At 69.8% G+C, this 15,948-nt stretch carries 18 protein-coding genes; 5 read left to right on the top strand and 13 right to left on the bottom strand.

Going from position 1 to position 15,948, the window contains the following annotated elements; all coding sequences use genetic code 11:
- Positions 1-7: 7 nt before the first annotated feature.
- The 3 genes from EGM46_RS12190 to EGM46_RS12200 are packed head-to-tail and all read right to left on the bottom strand — an operon-like array spanning position 8 to position 3,314.
- On the bottom strand, positions 8-1,024 hold the full coding sequence (locus EGM46_RS12190) for an alpha-ketoacid dehydrogenase subunit beta (protein WP_125100416.1): 1,017 nt from the start codon (positions 1,022-1,024) through the stop codon (positions 8-10).
- Complete coding sequence (locus EGM46_RS12195) at positions 1,021-2,205, bottom strand: thiamine pyrophosphate-dependent enzyme (protein WP_125100417.1); 1,185 nt, start codon at positions 2,203-2,205, stop codon at positions 1,021-1,023. Before EGM46_RS12195 ends, EGM46_RS12190 begins: the two co-directional genes overlap by 4 nt.
- Positions 2,202-3,314, bottom strand: coding sequence for a histidinol-phosphate transaminase (locus tag EGM46_RS12200; RefSeq protein ID WP_125100418.1), 1,113 nt, complete (start codon positions 3,312-3,314; stop codon positions 2,202-2,204). Before EGM46_RS12200 ends, EGM46_RS12195 begins: the two co-directional genes overlap by 4 nt.
- Before the next feature lie 172 nt (positions 3,315-3,486).
- On the opposite strand from EGM46_RS12200, the gene EGM46_RS12205 reads away from it, so the two are divergent.
- From EGM46_RS12205 to EGM46_RS12220, 4 genes are all read left to right on the top strand, one after another.
- Entirely contained in the window at positions 3,487-3,894 is a 408-nt protein-coding gene (locus EGM46_RS12205) for a phage holin family protein (RefSeq protein ID WP_125100419.1), read from the top strand.
- A gap of 4 nt (positions 3,895-3,898) precedes the next feature.
- On the top strand, positions 3,899-4,390 hold the full coding sequence (locus EGM46_RS12210) for a low molecular weight protein-tyrosine-phosphatase (protein ID WP_125100420.1): 492 nt from the start codon (positions 3,899-3,901) through the stop codon (positions 4,388-4,390).
- A 99-nt stretch (positions 4,391-4,489) separates the two neighbouring features.
- Positions 4,490-5,875 carry an adenylosuccinate lyase gene (gene purB / locus EGM46_RS12215; RefSeq protein WP_125100421.1) on the top strand — a complete coding sequence of 462 codons (1,386 nt, stop codon included), beginning with the start codon at positions 4,490-4,492 and terminating at the stop codon, positions 5,873-5,875.
- Positions 5,876-6,020: 145 nt separating this feature from the next.
- The gene (locus EGM46_RS12220; RefSeq protein ID WP_241156319.1) at positions 6,021-6,866 is read left to right on the top strand and encodes a siderophore-interacting protein; all 846 of its coding nucleotides are present in this window, start codon (positions 6,021-6,023) and stop codon (positions 6,864-6,866) included.
- Positions 6,867-6,929: 63 nt separating this feature from the next.
- Here the strand turns inward: EGM46_RS12220 and EGM46_RS12225 are convergent, their stop codons facing one another.
- From EGM46_RS12225 to rpsF, 7 genes are all read right to left on the bottom strand, one after another.
- Entirely contained in the window at positions 6,930-7,220 is a 291-nt protein-coding gene (locus EGM46_RS12225; protein WP_125100423.1) for an ABC transporter ATP-binding protein, read from the bottom strand.
- Between the two features lie 14 nt (positions 7,221-7,234).
- Entirely contained in the window at positions 7,235-7,807 is a 573-nt protein-coding gene (locus tag EGM46_RS12230) for a hypothetical protein (RefSeq protein ID WP_206427569.1), read from the bottom strand.
- Positions 7,808-7,900: 93 nt separating this feature from the next.
- Positions 7,901-9,277 carry a replicative DNA helicase gene (dnaB, locus tag EGM46_RS12235; protein ID WP_125100424.1) on the bottom strand — a complete coding sequence of 459 codons (1,377 nt, stop codon included), beginning with the start codon at positions 9,275-9,277 and terminating at the stop codon, positions 7,901-7,903.
- Positions 9,278-9,754: 477 nt separating this feature from the next.
- Positions 9,755-10,204, bottom strand: a complete 450-nt coding sequence (rplI, locus tag EGM46_RS12240) for a 50S ribosomal protein L9 (RefSeq protein WP_125100425.1) — start codon at positions 10,202-10,204, stop codon at positions 9,755-9,757.
- Between the two features lie 14 nt (positions 10,205-10,218).
- Complete coding sequence (rpsR, locus tag EGM46_RS12245) at positions 10,219-10,479, bottom strand: 30S ribosomal protein S18 (RefSeq protein WP_025133395.1); 261 nt, start codon at positions 10,477-10,479, stop codon at positions 10,219-10,221.
- Between the two features lie 107 nt (positions 10,480-10,586).
- Positions 10,587-11,135: a single-stranded DNA-binding protein gene (gene ssb, locus EGM46_RS12250; protein ID WP_125100426.1), complete on the bottom strand. Its 549-nt coding sequence runs from the start codon at positions 11,133-11,135 to the stop codon at positions 10,587-10,589.
- 3 nt (positions 11,136-11,138) lie between these two features.
- Positions 11,139-11,498, bottom strand: a complete 360-nt coding sequence (gene rpsF, locus EGM46_RS12255; RefSeq protein ID WP_125100427.1) for a 30S ribosomal protein S6 — start codon at positions 11,496-11,498, stop codon at positions 11,139-11,141.
- Positions 11,499-11,692: 194 nt separating this feature from the next.
- Here rpsF and EGM46_RS12260 point away from each other — a divergent pair, with 194 nt between their 5' ends.
- Positions 11,693-12,883, top strand: a complete 1,191-nt coding sequence (locus EGM46_RS12260) for a glycosyltransferase (RefSeq protein ID WP_125100428.1) — start codon at positions 11,693-11,695, stop codon at positions 12,881-12,883.
- A gap of 201 nt (positions 12,884-13,084) precedes the next feature.
- On the opposite strand, the gene EGM46_RS12265 is transcribed toward EGM46_RS12260, so the two are convergent.
- The 3 genes from EGM46_RS12265 to EGM46_RS12275 form a co-directional block, all read right to left on the bottom strand.
- Complete coding sequence (locus tag EGM46_RS12265; protein WP_125100429.1) at positions 13,085-14,158, bottom strand: inositol-3-phosphate synthase; 1,074 nt, start codon at positions 14,156-14,158, stop codon at positions 13,085-13,087.
- A gap of 50 nt (positions 14,159-14,208) precedes the next feature.
- Positions 14,209-15,024: a PIG-L family deacetylase gene (locus tag EGM46_RS12270; RefSeq protein WP_241156320.1), complete on the bottom strand. Its 816-nt coding sequence runs from the start codon at positions 15,022-15,024 to the stop codon at positions 14,209-14,211.
- A partial coding sequence (locus EGM46_RS12275) for a CCA tRNA nucleotidyltransferase (protein WP_125100430.1) occupies positions 15,021-15,948 on the bottom strand: 928 nt, incomplete at its 5' end. The genes EGM46_RS12270 and EGM46_RS12275, both read right to left, overlap by 4 nt.

Raw genomic sequence — 15,948 nt, forward strand, 5'->3', positions numbered from 1 at the left:
CGAGGGGTTAGTAGTGCAGAGCCCGGTCGACCGCTTCGAGCACGCGGTCAGCGTCGGGAAGGTACAGGCCTTCGAGGTGGGCCGGGGGGAAGGGAACATCGTATCCGGCGACGCGCAGCACGGGGGCCTGCAGCGCCGTGAACGCGTGCTCCGAAACGTACGCGGCGATCTCGCTGCCGACGCTCGCCCCGCCCTGCGCCTCCTGCGCGACGACGAGGCGACCCGTCTTGCGCACGGATGCGACGAGCGGCGCGTAGTCGATGGGCGACACGCTGCGGAGGTCGATCACCTCGAGGCTCGTACCCTCCGAGGCGGCGATTTCCGCGGCCTGCAGCAGCGTGGTGACCATCGCGCCGTAGCCGACGACCGTGCAGTCGCTTCCCGCGCGCGCCACGCGGGTCTGGTGCAGTGCTGCGGCTGGCGCGGCTGGATCAACCTCGCCCTTCTGCCAGTACTTGGCCTTCGGCTCAAAGAACAGCACGGGATCCGGGGACTGGATCGCCTGCTGGATCATCCAGTACGCGTCGTTCGCCGTCGACGGCGCGACCACGCGAAGGCCTGGGGTGTGCGCGAAGTACGCCTCGGGGCTCTCCTGGTGGTGCTCGACCGCGCCGATGTGCCCGCCGTAGGGCACGCGGATCACGATGGGCATCGAGATCGCGCCCTCGTGGCGGTTCGTGAGCTTCGCGAGCTGCGTGACGATCTGGTTGAACGCCGGGAAGATGAAGCCATCGAACTGGATCTCGAGCACCGGACGGTAGCCGCGCATCGCGAGCCCGATCGCGCTGCCGACGATGCCGGCCTCCGCGAGCGGGGTGTCGAGCACGCGGGCTGAACCGAAGTCGGCCTGCAGCTTGTCGGTGACGCGGAAGACGCCGCCGAGCGGGCCGATGTCCTCGCCCATCAGGATGACGCGTTCGTCGGCCGCCATAGCGGAGCGGAGGCCCTCGGTGATTGCGCGGGCGATGGGGAGCGTGGTGCGCTCGGTCAGCGTCTGCACGGGTGCCACGGTGTCGGTGCTCATGCGTTCGCCCCTTCCTGGTTCTCGAACGAGGCCTCGTAGCGTGCGAGCCACGCGCGCTGCTCCTCGATGCGCGGGTGCTCCTCCGAGTACACGTGCGCGAACATGGAATCAGCGGTCGGGGTGGGGAGCGTGAGGATCGCGTCGCGCGCGATCTTCGCCTCGCGGTCGGCGGTCTCGCGCACCTCGGCGAAGAAGTCGTCGCCGACGCCGAGGGCGCGCAGGTGCGTCTCGAGACGCGCGACGGGATCGCGGTCTTCCCAGTGGGCGAGCTCCGCTTCCTCGCGGTACCGCGTTGGATCGTCGCTCGTCGTGTGCGCACCGATCCGGTAGGTGAGCGCTTCGATGTAGCCGGGGCCCTCGCCGGTGCGGGCGAGCCGCAGGAAGCGGCGCGCCACCGCGTAGGCGGCGAGCGGGTCGTTGCCGTCGATCTGCACGGCGCGGATGCCGAAGCCGAGCGCGCGGCGGTAGAGCGGCGTGCGCGACTGGCGCGCAACGGGGACGGAGATCGCCCAGCGGTTGTTCTGCACGACGAAGACCTCGGGGGTCTGATAGCTCGCGGCGAAGATCATCGCCTCGTTCGCGTCGCCCTGGCTCGTGGTGCCGTCGCCGTAGAACACGAGCGTTGCCTCGCCCGTCGCGGTGCCGGCCTCGCCGGCGTCGAGGGCCGTGTTCCCCGCCGCGCGCTTCGCGTCGAGCACCTGGCCGAGCGCGTAGCCGGTGGCGTGCTGGGTCTGCGCGCCGAGCACGAGCGTGTACAGGTGGAAGTTGCCGTGCGCCGGGTCGGTGACGTCCCAGCCGCCGTGCGTGAGGCCGCGGAACTGCGCGGCGAGGTCCACGCGGGAGACGCCGCGGATGTGCGCGATCGTGTGCTCGCGGTACGCGGGGAAGATGTGATCCTGCGGCTCGGCGGCGCGGCCGATGCCGGCCTGGCAGCCCTCCTGGCCGATGCTCGGCACCCAGAGGGCGAGCTGGCCCTGCCGCTGCAGGTGGGTGCACTCGACGTCGAAGGCGCGGGTGGACACCATGTCGCGGTACCACTGCTGGAACTCGGCGACGCCGACGCCCTGCAGCTCCGCGGCGTACTCGGCTGCGGTGGCCGACGGCGCGTAGTTGCCAGCGTCGTCGAGGAACCGGATCGGCTCGGGATCCTGGTGGGTCGTGGTGGGTGCTGCGTCAGTCACGCGACGCCTCCTTGCTGTGCGAGGTGTGCTCGCACCAGGTCGATAACGACGGGAAGGCTCTCCTCCTCGCCGACGGAGATCCGCACGCCGCGGCCACCAAAGGGGCGCACGAGCGTGCCGGCCTCCGCGAAGTCTGCGGCGAGCGCGAGCGCGTCGGGGACTCCCCCGCCGTCGCTCGTCTCCGGGATCCACACGAAGTTGCCCTGCGCCTCCGGCACCGCGATACCGAGATCACGAAGCGCTGCAGCGAGCCGGTCGCGGCGGTCGACGAGCACGGCGACGCGCTCGGCGTGCACGGCGCGCGCCTCGGGAGTGAGGGAGGCGCGTGCGGCGCTCTCCGCGATCCCGGTCACCGAGAGCGGGATCGCAACGCTCGCCGCGGCGCGGAAGATGGCCGGATCACCGACACCGTACCCGATGCGCAGCCCGGCGAGCCCGTATGCCTTCGAGAAGGTGCGCAGCACCACCAGGTTGCGGTACTGCGCGATCACCGCTTCGCCGCGCACGGCGTCCGGGTCGGTGACGAATTCGCGGTACGCCTCGTCGAGCACCACGAGGGTGTCGGCAGGCACGCGCCCCATGAAGCGCGCGAACGCTGCGCTGCCGAGCGCTGGCCCGGTGGGATTGTTCGGACTGCAGAGCAGGATCACGCGCGTGCGCTCGGTGATGGCGTCGGCCATGGCGTCGAGGTCGTGCTCGGCGTCCGCGGTGAGGGGCACGCCGACGGGCTCGGCGCCCGACGCGAGGCCGAGCGAGGGGTACGCCTCAAAGCTCGGCCAGGCGTACAGGTAGGCGTCGCCGGCTGCGGCTGCCGCGTGCACCAGCTGGTAGAGGATCGCGACGGAGCCCGCGGCGAGGTGCACGTGGTCTGCGGTGACGCCGAACTCTGCCGCGATCTCCTCGCGCAGCTCGGGCATGCCGGCGGCGGCGTAGCGGTTGACGTCCCCGCGGGACGCCATCGCGTCCGCGACCCCGGGCAGCGGGGGGAACGGATTCTCGTTGCTCGACAGCTTGAATCCGGGCTTGGTCGGCGCTGCGCCCTGCCGGTAGGCGGGGACTGCGAGCACATCGGCACGGAACCGGACTGGCGGCTGGGCGTTGTCGCTCATGCGTGCCAGTGTATCGAGCGGGTATCGCCGGATCGGGATACGCGCGCGGTGCTGCGGCCAGCTCGCCCAACCCGGACTTCCAGCGAGTCTGATCCGGATTCCCCGCCGGGAAGCGGATCACACCCCTACTAAGTTCAGGGAAGGGGGACGGGCACGGTGCGAGAATGGGGACATGCGCGCAATCATTCGGATCCTGGTCAGCGCTTTCGCGCTGTGGCTCACCACACTGATCGTTGGCGGCAGCGGCGACCACGGCGTGTGGATCAAGCCCCTCGAGGGGGGCGAGTACGGCCACCTCATCACGCTGCTGCTCGTCGCGCTCGTGTTCGGCCTCGTGAACGGCACGCTCGGCCGGGTCGTGCGGTTTGTCTCGATCCCGCTCTACATCATCACCTTCGGCCTGTTCGGCCTGATCGTCAACGGCATCATGATCGCGGTCGTTGCGTGGCTCTCCGGGCTCGCGGGCTTCGGGCTCGAGGTCGAGAGCTTCTGGTGGGGCGTGCTGGGCGCACTGGTGCTCTCCCTCCTGTCCGGCATCATGAACAGCCTGCTCGGCACGAAGAAGAAGCGCGGGCGCTAGACGCATGACCGCCCCCATCCGCATCAACTTCGTCTGCACCGGGAACATCTGCCGCTCCCCCATGGCCGAGGTCGTGTTCCGCGCGCTCGCTGAGCGCGCGGGGTTCGGCGATCGCGTCGTGGTGCGTTCGAGCGGCACCGAGGCCTGGCACACCGGCAAGCCGGCCGACCCGCGCACGGTCACCGCGCTCGCGGCGCGCGGCTTCGATGGCTCGGCGCACCGCGCCTCCCAGGTGTCGGGCGCCGAGATCACGCACGACGAGCTGCTCGTCGCACTCGCGCGCGGCCACCGCGACGCGCTCATTGCGCGCGGCGCTGATCCCGAGCGGGTGGTGCTCTTCACGGAGTTCGATCCTGCCGCGCCAGCGGATCCCGATGTGTTCGATCCGTACTACGACGACCAGGCGGCGTTCGATGCGGTGCTCGCGCAGGTGGAGCGCGGGGCCGCCGAACTGCTCGCGCGACTCCGGGCGCAGCACGGCGACGGGGCGCGCTGAGCCGCATGGGAGAATAGTGCTGGATCGCGCGCGCCACAGGCGCTCTGCCCGTGCTCGCGCCGCACCGCCGCCGCTCGCCTCGACCCGCACGGAGACGCCATGACCCCCCTGCCCCCGCAGCCCATCAGCCCCCTCGACGGCCGCTACCGCGCCGCCGTTGCGCCACTCGGTGACACGCTCTCGGAGGCGGGGCTGAACAAGGCTCGCGTCCACGTCGAGGTGGAGTGGCTCGCCTACCTCACCGAGCACTCACTGCTCGGCGGCACCCCGATCGCGCCGGAGCAGCTCGCGGCGCTGCGCGAGTGGGCAGCGAACTTCGGCCAGGCCGAGATCGACGAGCTCGCCGAGACCGAGAAGACCACCCAGCACGACGTGAAGGCCGTCGAGTACCTCGTGCGCGCCCGGCTCGAGGCGCAGGGCCTCGGCCACCTCGCGGAGCTCACGCACGTCTGCTGCACGAGCGAGGACATCAACAACCTCTCGTACGCACTGACGGTGAAGCAGGCGATCGCCGACGTGTGGCGCCCCCGGTTCAACGCCGTGATCTCGGAGATCGCGCGCCAGGCTGAGCAGTACCGAGAGCTGCCGATGATGAGCCGCACCCACGGCCAGCCCGCGACGCCGACGACGCTCGGCAAGGAGCTCGCGGTGTTCGTGCACCGCCTCGAGCGCCAGCTCAACCAGATCGACGACATCGAGTACCTCGGCAAGTTCTCCGGCGCGACCGGCACCTTCGCCGCGCACCTCGCCGCCGACCCGCACACCGACTGGGCGCAGGTGTCGCAGGAGTTCGTCGAGGGCCTCGGCCTCGACTGGAACCCGCTCACCACGCAGATCGAGTCGCACGACTGGCAGGCCGAGCTCTACACGCGCATCGCGCACGCGAACCGGATCCTGCACAACCTGGCCACCGACATCTGGAGCTACATCTCCATCGGCTACTTCCGCCAGATCCCCGTGGCGGGCGCCACCGGCTCCTCGACGATGCCGCACAAGGTCAACCCGATCCGCTTCGAGAACGCCGAGGCCAACCTCGAACTCTCGAACGCGATCCTCGACTCGCTCGCGGCGACGCTCGTGACGAGCCGCTGGCAGCGCGACCTCACCGACTCCTCGGCGCAGCGCAACATCGGTGTTGGCCTCGGCCACTCGGTGCTCGCGCTCGACAACATCCTGAAGGGCCTCGGCCAGATCGACGCGGCACCCGAGGTGCTCGCCGCGGATCTCGACGCGAACTGGGAGGTGCTCGGCGAGGCGATCCAGACCGTCATCCGCGCGGAGGTGACCGCCGGACGCTCGACCATCAGCGACCCCTACGCGGCGCTCAAGGAACTCACCCGCGGCCGCCGCATCGGCCAGGCGGAGCTCGTCGAGTTCGTGTCGGGCCTCGAGATCGGCGAGGAAGCAAAGCAGCGGCTGCTCGCGCTGACGCCGGCCACCTACATCGGCGACGCGACGCGCCTGCTCGACTTCCTGCAGCGCTAACCGCTCGCGCGGGATCGCGGCCCGGGGGTGCTCCCCCCGGGCCGCGTGTGTGTTTCCGCCGGGTGGCGGGCGCGGGGCGATGCCGTGCGCGTGCTCAGCGCGCGGTGCTACGCTCGGGATCGAATCGTCTGATGATGGGAGTACGGTGACAGCGCAGGATCCAGCCGAACGTTTCGCTCGTCCGCGGACGATGCACCGCTTCACGGCGCGCAGGATCACGGTCACCCGGGTCGCCGAGATCGAGCACTTCACGCGGGTCACGTTCGCGAGCCCGGAGCTCGCCGACTGGCAGAGCACGGGTCCAGAGGATCACGCGAAGATCTTCTTCCCCGATCCGCGCACGGGCGAGCTGCGCGCTCCCGCCCCGGTGGGGCCGGACGCCGACGGGATCGTGCGCCCGGAGGGCGAGATGTTCGGGCGCGACTTCACCCCGCTCAACGTTCGAATCGATGCCGGATCAGGGCACACCGTCTTCGACCTCGACGTGCTCCGCCACGAGGACCCCGGTCCCGCTGCGCGGTGGGCGCAGCGGGCAGCGCCGGGCGACGAGCTCGTCATGGTGGGGCCGCGCGGCTCGATCGCGGCGGCGGTCGGCGCGCCGCGCGTCGTGTGCTTCGCCGACGAGACCGCGCTCCCCGCGACCGCGCGCTGGATCGCGGCGATGCCGCGCGAGGCGCGCGTCGAGGTTGTCGCCGATGTCCAAGGTCCGCTCGACTGGGTGCGGCTCTACCTCGCGGCGCAGGGCGGCCGGAACGTGGGCGTCACCGGGGTTTCTGGCACCCTCGCCGACGCGGCACGGGCGCTCGCACTCGACGCGGAAACGTACGTGTTCGCCGGCGGTGAGGCCGGCCGATTGGTGCCGCTTCGCCGCTTCCTCCGCCAGGAGCTCGGGTTCGCGAAGTCGCAGTACTCGATCAGCGGCTATTGGAAGCGCGCCGAATCGGGCTTCGATCACCACGCCCCGCTCGATCCCACTGATCCGGAGGACTGAGGCCTCGATCAACGACAACGGGGGTGGGGCGCGCAGTGCGCCCCACCCCCGTCGCTGTGTCGGCTAGTGCCAGTTCGTGCCGTTGTCGGGCTTCTGCAGGTCCTTGCGCGCCTCGAGGTCTTCCTCGCTCGGCTTGCCGCCGAGGCCGATGAGCGCGACCATCATCACCGAGACGATGAAACCGACGCCCAGGAAGACGAGCGAGAGGACGATGTCCCTGGTCGCGAGGAGAACGATCAGGCCGGCGAACACGCCGAGCACGGTGGCGAAGCCGAGCAGCTCAAGCGGGCGCAGACGATCACGGCGCGACGGGGTCACGGGATCCTGCGGTGCGGGCTCGGAAGGCTGAGTCATCATCTGCTTTCGGGTCAGGCGAGGGGGGTGCTGGCGGCGGGCACGTTGCCCGCTGCGTCGCCGGCGGCACCGGAGACGCGACGCGTATCGAACGCGGAGATTCCGAGGAACACGCCAGTGAGGAGCGCGTATGCCCCGAAGAAACCAAGGATCGCGACCTGGTCGTCGCGGAACAGGAGGACGAGGAGCGCGAGCAGCACGCCGGCTCCCCCGAGCAGCGTGGCGTCCTGACGGCTGCCCGGGCGCACGGCTGCGCCGATGAACTCGAGCAGCGCGCTCGCGAGCGCCCACGCGGCGACGACGACGGCGAAGGCGATCGGCGCGCTGGAGAACGGCAGCAGCACCGCTGCGATCACCGCGATCACGCCGAGCAGCAGAGGCACCACCGTGCGAGCTGGCGGGCGCAGCGAGAACCACTCGATCAGGTGCGCGATGCCGATCGCGCCGAGCGCTGCGGTGGCAACCCCGAGATCGAAGCCGAGCTGCTCGTGCAGCGTCGCAGAGAACGCGATGACGAGGCCGGCGATGAGCAGCACCGCGACGCGGAGCAGCCGGATTGCCCTGGACGGAACGATTTCCGGGGCCACAGATTGCGCGGACGATGACGCCACAGCAGACATGGCTCCCCTTTCGTTGACCGACCCCAGTCTACCCCCGCTCGACTGAAGTCGCCTCCCAGGCTAGAGCCCGCTCGGCATGTCCTGGAACCGGGAGTAGTGGCCCTGGAACGCCACCGTCACGGTGCCCGTTGGCCCGTTACGCTGCTTCGCGAGGATGAAGTCGGCCTCGCCAGCGCGCGGGCTGTCCCGATCGCCGACGGCCTCGCGGTGGAGCAGGATGACCATATCGGCGTCCTGCTCGAGCGAGCCCGACTCGCGGAGGTCGCTGATCGCCGGCATCTTGTCGGCGCGCTGCTCCGAGGCACGGTTCAGCTGCGAAAGGGCGATCACGGGCACGTCGAGCTCTTTCGAGAGCAGCTTCAGCGCACGCGAGAACTCCGAGACCTCCTGCTGACGGCTCTCGCTCTTCTTGCCGCTCGAGAGCAGCTGGAGGTAGTCGATGACCACCATGCGCAGGCCGTGCTGCTGCTTGAGCCGGCGGCACTTCGCACGGATCTCGACGAGCGTGAGGTTCGGGCTGTCGTCGATGAAGAGCGGGGCCTCGGCAACGCGCGCCTGCGTGGCCGCGAGCTTCTGGAAGTCGCGGTTGTCGAGCGCGCCCTTGCGGAGCGTCTGCATGGGGATGCTCGCCTCGGCCGCGAGCAGACGCATCGCGATCTCGGCGCGACCCATCTCGAGCGAGAAGAAGACGGTTGGCGCGTTCGCGTGCACCGACGCGTTGCGCGCGACGTCCATCGCGAGCGTCGACTTACCCATCGCGGGTCGGGCGGCGATGATGATCATCTGGCCACCGGCGAAGCCGTTCGTCATGGCGTCGAGCTCGCTGAAGCCGGTCGGCACGCCCAGCATGCCGCCATCGGAGCTGTTCGCCTTGTTGATCTCCTCGAGGGCCGCGTCAACGGCGAGGTGCAGCGGCACGTAGTCCTCGCCCTGCGCCTCCCCCGTCACGCCGTAGATCTCGGACTGCGCGACGTTGACGAGGTCGATCGCCTCACCCTCGCCCGCGTAGCCCATCTGGACGATGCGCGTGCCGGCCTCCACGAGCCGGCGCAGCAGCGCCTTCTCAGCGACGATCTCGGCGTAGAAGCTCGCGTTGGCCGCGGTGGGGACGATGCTCGTGACGGTATGCAGGTACTCAGCCCCGCCAGCGCGCTGCAGCTCGCCCGTCTTCGTGAGCTCGTCGGTCACCGTGATCACGTCGGTGGGCTCACCGCGCGAGTACAGCGAGAGCACCGCCTCGTAGATCACCTCGTGCTTGGGGACGTAGAAGTCGCCGCCCTTCAGGAGCCCGGTGACGTCGGCAACCGCGTCCTTGGACAGGAGCATGCCACCGAGCGCGCTCTGCTCGGCGAGCAGGTCGTACGGCGGCGTGCGCTCGTGTCCGCGCGAGGGTTCCTCGTCGGCGGGATCCGCGATCCCGAGATGTGCGATCGACACTCGATCACTCCTTTTCGCTGCAGCGGGTCGGGTGCACATTCATCACACACCAGACCCCAGACATTCACGGTACGGGCACCTTCCGCGAGCGACAAGCACCCACGCCGCGTGCTTGTGGATAACTCTGTGAGAAACTCGCCGCTTTTCGCCACATCTTTTCCACAAGACTGGGGACAACTTGTGGATGACTGTTGGTGGCGGCCCCAGAAATGTTTCTTGAACAGGCTTTTCCACTTTCCACAGGCGGAAAGTTATTCAACTCTCAGGTGTGCGTTGAGGGTGTGACTTGGGAGCGACGGTGTGGACAACTACCGGTTCCGGGCGCCAATTGTCAATCTCGCCACGCCAATTCCTCACAATATTTCGACACCAGCTGTTCACGCCCCCCGGGCGTGTCTGACGGGCGAGGATCGCGGCAGGAAAAACACGAGCGGGGTGGCAGTCCCGAAGGACTGCCACCCCGCTCACTCAGCGTGCTTAGCGCTGCGAAATCACCTGCAGGGTGATCTCAGCGTCGACACCCTCGTGGAGGTGCACGATCGCCTTGTACTCGCCCGTCGACTTGATCGAGGGGACGGTCACCTTGCGCTTGTCGATCTCGCCGATCCCCGCAGCGGAGACGGCAGCGGCAACCGCAGCCGGCTTCACCGAACCGAAGAGGCGGCCACCGGTGCCGGTCTTCGCCTGGAGGCGGATCTTGCCCTCCTGGAGCTTGGCCTTGAGCGCCTGAGCGTCCTCGACCGAAGCGAGCGCGCGTGCATCGCGAGCCGCACGGAGCTGCGCGACCTGAGCCTCGCCACCGCGGGTCCAGTGCACACCGTAGCCCTGGGGCACGAGGTAGTTGCGTGCGTAGCCGTTCTTGACGTCAACGACGTCACCGGCGGAACCGAGGCCCTGGACCTCGTTCGTGAGAATAACCTTCGCCATGATTCTCGTACTCCTTAGCGGCCGGAGCCGGCGTAGGGGAGCAGAGCCATCTCGCGGGCGTTCTTCACGGCCTTTGCGATGAGTCGCTGCTCCTGCACGGACACGCCGGTGATCCGACGGGCGCGGATCTTCCCACGCTCAGAAATGAACTTGCGAAGCGTTGCGACGTCCTTGTAGTCGATGACGCCAACGGTCTGCTTCTTGGCGGGTGCGACGACCTTTGCGTTCTTGCCGCGACCCGGCTTGCGGCCTGCGCCGCTTGACTTGCCTGCCATAGTTGGTCTCTTTTCATGTGATGCCCCGGGCTCGCCCGGAACAAGAAGTTGATGCTCGCCGTCTGAGGGAACGGGAGGGTGCGCGCCGCGAGGCGGCGCGGAGGCGCCTAGAAGGGCTGCTCGTCGTCGAAGCCGCCGCCGAAGCCACCGCCAGCAGCGCCACCCTGGGCCGGCTGACCGCCACCCCACGGGTTGTCCTGCTGCGGCTGCGGAGCTGCTGCGGGCTGACCCCAGCTGCTCTGCCCGGCCGGCTGGCCGCTCCCGCCACCGAAGCCGCCGACCTGACCGCGGGACTGCCCGCGGGAGATCTGCACGGTAGCGAAGCGGAGCGACGGACCGATCTCCTCGACCTCAAGGTCGAGTGACGTGCGCTGCTGCCCCTGGTTATCGGTGTAGCTGCGCTGCGTGAGACGGCCCTGCACGATGACGCGTGCGCCCTTCGTCAGGGAAGCTGCGATGTTGTCGGCGTACTCACCGTACGCGCGGCAACCAAGCCACAGCGGTTCGCCGTCCGACCAGTCACCCGACTGACGGTCACGCACGCGCGGCGTCGAGGCGATCCGGAAGGTCACCCACGACTTGCCGGCCTGGCTCACGCGAGGCTCGGGGTCGGCAACGAGGTTACCGACGACAGTGATCAGCGGCTCGCCGGCCATGAGCTACGCGCCCACCTTCGCGGCGCGAGCCGCCTTCGCCTGCTCGTGCTTCGCCTGCGCTGCGCGCTGTGCGATGATCTCGTCGGAGCGCAGCACCTTGGTGCGGAGCACTGCCTCGGACAGGCCGAGCTGACGGTCGAGCTCTGCCGTGGCCTCGTGCGACGCGGTGAAGTTCACCACGACGTAGATGCCCTCGGACTGCTTCTTGATCTCGTAGGCAAGACGACGCTTGCCCCAGATGTCGACGTTCTCGATCTCGCCGCCCGCGTTGCGGATGACGCCGAGGAACTTCTCCATGCTGGGGGCCACGGTGCGCTCGTCGATACCCGGATCGAGGATCACCATGAGTTCATACGGATGCATTAACTGACCCACCTCCTTCGGACTTCACGGCCACAGGATTTCTGTGGCAGGAGGGTGTTTGTGCATCGTGCCGGCGCGCTCCGAAGGTTACGGTGCGCACAGACAACCTGGAAAGCTTATCACTTTCCCGGCCGTGGCGGGAGGCCGGAGTGGCACGCACCGCGCGAGTGGATCCGCTGACCTACCCTGGGTCCATGCGAATCGCGCTCGTGTCCATGCACACCTCACCGGCCGCCGTGCCAGGACGCGGCGACGCCGGCGGCATGAATGTGGTGGTCGCACAGGCGGCACGGGCGCTGGCGCGGGCCGGGCACGAGGTCGTCGTCTTCACCCGCGCGAGCGCGGCGCAGCCCGCTGGCGAGGTGGCGCTCGGCGATGGCGCGATACTCCGGGCGCTGGCGGCCGGCGATCCCGCGGCGGGCAAGGCCGAGCTGCCAGGGATCGTTCCGGAGTTCGCCGCCGCCCTCGCCGGCCACGGGCCGTTCGACGCCGTGCACGCGCACTACTGGCTGAGCGGGATCGCTGCGCTGCCACTCGCCGCCCGAAGCGGGCTCACGCCGGCCCTGACGCTGCACACCGTCGCCGCGCAGAAGAATGGGCGGCTCGCGCCGGGCGACGCGCCGGAACCCGCGCTCAGGCTCGCGGGCGAACGCGCGCTCGCGCGGCGGACGCAGCTCATCGCGTGCAGTGCGAGCGAGCGAGCGGCAATCGTGGAAGGGTACGGCGCGCCTGCGCTGCCGATCCCGGTGGTGATGCCCGGCGTTGACACGGAGCTGTTCGCGCCGCGCGCCGCGGCTGACGCGCCGCCCCTGCGCATCACCGTGCTCGGGCGGGTGCAACCGCTCAAGGGCCAGGACCTCGCGGTGGCCGCAGCGGCGGCACTCGCGCGCGTGGATCCCGCGCTGTGGGCGCGCTGCGAGCTCGTCGTCGCGGGGGAGCCGACGCCCGGCGCGGAGGGCTACGCCGCGCAACTCCGCGCGGCGGCCGCGCGGGCAGGGATCGCCGACCGGGTGCGTTTCCTCCCCGCGCAGGATCGCGCCGCCGCGGCGTCACTGCTCGCGGGCAGCGCGCTCGTGCTGGTGCCGTCGCACTCCGAAACCTTTGGCCTGGTGGCCCTTGAGGCTGCGGCAGCTGGCGTTCCCGCGGTTGTCGCCGCGCACACGGGACTGCTCGAGGCGAGTCCGCCGGGTGCGGCTGGCGCACGGGTCGCCGGTCGTGACCCCGAGGAGTGGGCCAGCGCGATCGGCGAGCTGCTGCGGGATCCGGCCCGCCGCGCGCAGCTCGGACGTGAGGCGCGCGCGCACGCGCTGACGCACAACTGGGACGCGCACGCCGCGCAGCTCACCGCGGCGTACTCGGCGCTCCGCGCCCCGCAGGCGGCTTAGCACCCCCGCGCCCGCCCGCGGCACCTGCACCCACTCCCACCATCTCCCCACCCCATTTCGCACGGAGAAATCTGATATCTCGGAGCATTTGTCCCCAGAGGGTCCGAGATTCCCGATTTCTCCGTGTGAAATGGGGCGTGCGGGCACGCGCACGTGGGGCCCGGCGAACCTCGCCGGGCCCCACGTCACCGCGCTCGGGGGCTAGGCAGCCGGTCCCGCGAGGAACTCCTCGAGCTCGGTGCGCGCCGCGTGATCCGGCTTCTGCACGGGCGGCGACTTCATGAAGTAGGCGGACGCGGCCTCAACCGGGCCAGCGATGCCGCGCTCGCGCGCCACGTGTGCCACGCGGATCGCGTCGATCATCGTGCCGGCCGAGTTGGGGGAGTCCCACACCTCGAGCTTGTACTCCAGACTCATGGGGACGTCACCAAAGCCACGGCCCTCGAGCCGCACGAACGCGAACTTGCGGTCTTCGAGCCACGGCACGTGGTCGCTCGGCCCGATGTGCACGTCGTCGTCGGAGAGGTTCACGTCGAGGTTCGAGGTGACCGCCTGCGTCTTCGAGATCTTCTTCGACTTGAGGCGGCTGCGCTCCAGCATGTTCTTGAAGTCCATGTTGCCGCCAACGTTCAGCTGGTAGGTGTGGTCGAGCGCGATGCCGCGGCTCTCCATCAGCCGCGCCAGCACGCGGTGCGTAATCGTTGCGCCGACCTGGCTCTTGATGTCGTCACCGACGATCGGAACCCCGGCGGCGGCAAACTTTGCCGCCCACTCGGGATCGCTCGCGACGAACACCGGCACGGCGTTCACGAACGCGACGCCAGCGTCGAGCGCGGCCTGCGCGTAGAACTTCACCGCGTCCTCGCTGCCCACCGGCAGGTAGCACGCCAGCACGTCGGCGCCCGAGTCGCGCAGCACCTGCGCCACGTCGACCGGCGTCGCCGCCGACTCCTCGACCGCGTCGCGATAGTACTCGCCGAGCCCATCGTACGTTGGGCCGCGCTGCACCGTGATCCCGATCTCCGGCACATCCGAGAACTTGATCGTGTTGTTGTGCCCAGCCCAGATCGCCTCGCCGAGGTCGAGACCGACCTTCGCGGCGTCGACCTCGAAGGCCGCAACGAACTCCAGGTCGGACACGTGATGGCCGCCCAAGCGGACGTGCATCAGGCCGGGAACCTGCTCGTCGTCAGCGGCTCCGCGATAGTACTCAACGCCCTGCACGAGCGAGCTCACACAGTTGCCAACGCCCGCGAGGGCTACTTTCACAGTCATCGAACCCCTGTTTCTCACGAATTCGGGCGCGGCGCGCCCGAGGGAAGAGTCTACTCCGCCTCGTGAGGTGCGTTCGCGGGAATCGGACGTGGGCGGAACCGCTCGGTGCGGGTGATCGGCTCGCGTTGGCCGCCGACGTGCACGATGTCCTCGCCGTCAACGGTCAGCTGCGTTGCGTGTGAGCGGAGCGCAGCGACCTTCCGGTCGAACCACTCCGCAACCTCATGCGCCTCCACGTTCTCCGAGTCGGCGTCGGCGTCGGTCGCGGCGGCAATCTCCCAGAACGGCACCCCGAGCGCCGCGGCGACGGCGCGCGCAATGCGGTGCGCGAAGACGTGATCGGGGTGGCCGTACCCGCCCCCATCGTCGTAGCTCACGATGCCCTGCGCGCCGGCGGCCGCGGCAGCCGCGAGCAGGTCGTTCAGCGCCTCGACCGCTGGTGCGCTCGTGAGTGCGTCGGCGCTCGCATCGGGAGCGGCCATCGCCCGACCGTCAGGCCCCCAGCTCATGCCGGAATCCTCGTAGATGGCCGGGGGATACCCCGCCGCGCGTGCCGGCTCGACCCCGAGGAAGACGTGCCGCTCGATGCCCAGCATGAAGAGCGCTGCCGCGAGCTCGCCCTGCCGGTGCGGTGCCAGCCCGTCGGTGCCCTGCAGCTGGTGGAACGGGCCGGCAACGACCTCGCCGCGCTCGCCGCGCGTGAGCGTCACGAGAAGCGGCTCCTGCCCCGCCGCGGCGAGGCCGGCGAGCGTGCCACCCGTGCTGATCGATTCGTCGTCGGGGTGCGCGTGCACGAACAGGATGCGTGCGCGCCCGTCAAACCAGGTCTTCGGGTCCGTTGCCACAGTCTCCACCTCGTCGCTCACGCCGCTCCATGCCCCTCGTACCAGGCCAGCAACCGCTCCTCAGCGGCCGCCGCACCGATGGGTCCCTCATCGAGGCGCACGTCGAGGAGGAACTTGTACGCGCGGCCCACCACGGGCCCTGGCGGAATCCCCAGGATCTCCATGATCTGCGCACCGTCGAGCTCCGGGCGCACCGCGGCGAGCTCCTCGGCGGCGGCGAGCTCCGCGATCCGGCGCTCAATGTCGTCGTACGCGTGCTCGAGGCGCTCGGCCTTGCGACGGTTGCGCGTGGTGACGTCGGCGCGCGTCAGGATGTGGAGCTGCTCGAGTTCGGCGCCGGCGTCACGGACGTACCGCCGCACGGCAGCGTCGGTCCACGGCTGATCGCTGTACCCGAAGAAGCGGAGGTGCAGCTCGACGAGCCGCGCGGCGCGCTTCACCGTGTCGTTGTCGAAGCGCAGCTCACGCAGCCGCTTCTTCGCAAGTTTTGCGCCGACAACGTCGTGGTGGTGGAAGGTGACCCCGCCGCGCTCGAACCGGCGCGTTGCCGGCTTGCCGATGTCGTGCAGCAGCGCGGCGAGCCGAAGCACGATATCCGGCGCGGTGGTGTCGGCGTCCCGCCGTGAGAGTTCGAGCTCGATCGCCTGGCGCAGCACGGTGAGGCTGTGCTCGTACACGTCCTTGTGGCGCCCATGGTCGTCCTGCGTGGCCTGCAGCGCGGTCAGCTCCGGGAGGAAGCGCTCGGCCAGCCCGGTCTCGACGAGCAGCCGGATCCCCGGCACCGGGTCGGCGGTGCCGAGGAGCTTCACGAGCTCGTCTCGGATCCGCTCGGCCGAGATGATGTCGAGTCGTTCGGCGTACTCCACCATCGCGGCCTGCGTCTCGGCAGCGACCTCGAAGCCGAGCTGGGCGGCGAAGCGCGCGGCACGGAGCATGCGGAGCGGG

This window comes from Leucobacter chromiireducens, from assembly GCF_003917135.1.
GTDB lineage: Bacteria > Actinomycetota > Actinomycetes > Actinomycetales > Microbacteriaceae > Leucobacter > Leucobacter chromiireducens_A.

What these genes read in the sequence shown, in the direction of transcription:
- rplI (WP_125100425.1), bottom strand. Translation starts at nt 10,204, where the DNA reads ATGGCGAAGGTTATTCTCACGAACGAGGTCCAGGGCCTCGGTTCCGCC.
- EGM46_RS12225 (WP_125100423.1), bottom strand. Translation starts at nt 7,220, where the DNA reads ATGACTCAGCCTTCCGAGCCCGCACCGCAGGATCCCGTGACCCCGTCG.
- rpsF (WP_125100427.1), bottom strand. Translation starts at nt 11,498, where the DNA reads ATGCATCCGTATGAACTCATGGTGATCCTCGATCCGGGTATCGACGAG.
- ssb (WP_125100426.1), bottom strand. Translation starts at nt 11,135, where the DNA reads ATGGCCGGCGAGCCGCTGATCACTGTCGTCGGTAACCTCGTTGCCGAC.
- EGM46_RS12260 (WP_125100428.1), top strand. Translation starts at nt 11,693, where the DNA reads ATGCGAATCGCGCTCGTGTCCATGCACACCTCACCGGCCGCCGTGCCA.
- EGM46_RS12190 (WP_125100416.1), bottom strand. Translation starts at nt 1,024, where the DNA reads ATGAGCACCGACACCGTGGCACCCGTGCAGACGCTGACCGAGCGCACC.
- EGM46_RS12205 (WP_125100419.1), top strand. Translation starts at nt 3,487, where the DNA reads ATGCGCGCAATCATTCGGATCCTGGTCAGCGCTTTCGCGCTGTGGCTC.
- EGM46_RS12200 (WP_125100418.1), bottom strand. Translation starts at nt 3,314, where the DNA reads ATGAGCGACAACGCCCAGCCGCCAGTCCGGTTCCGTGCCGATGTGCTC.
- rpsR (WP_025133395.1), bottom strand. Translation starts at nt 10,479, where the DNA reads ATGGCAGGCAAGTCAAGCGGCGCAGGCCGCAAGCCGGGTCGCGGCAAG.
- EGM46_RS12265 (WP_125100429.1), bottom strand. Translation starts at nt 14,158, where the DNA reads ATGACTGTGAAAGTAGCCCTCGCGGGCGTTGGCAACTGTGTGAGCTCG.
- purB (WP_125100421.1), top strand. Translation starts at nt 4,490, where the DNA reads ATGACCCCCCTGCCCCCGCAGCCCATCAGCCCCCTCGACGGCCGCTAC.
- EGM46_RS12210 (WP_125100420.1), top strand. Translation starts at nt 3,899, where the DNA reads ATGACCGCCCCCATCCGCATCAACTTCGTCTGCACCGGGAACATCTGC.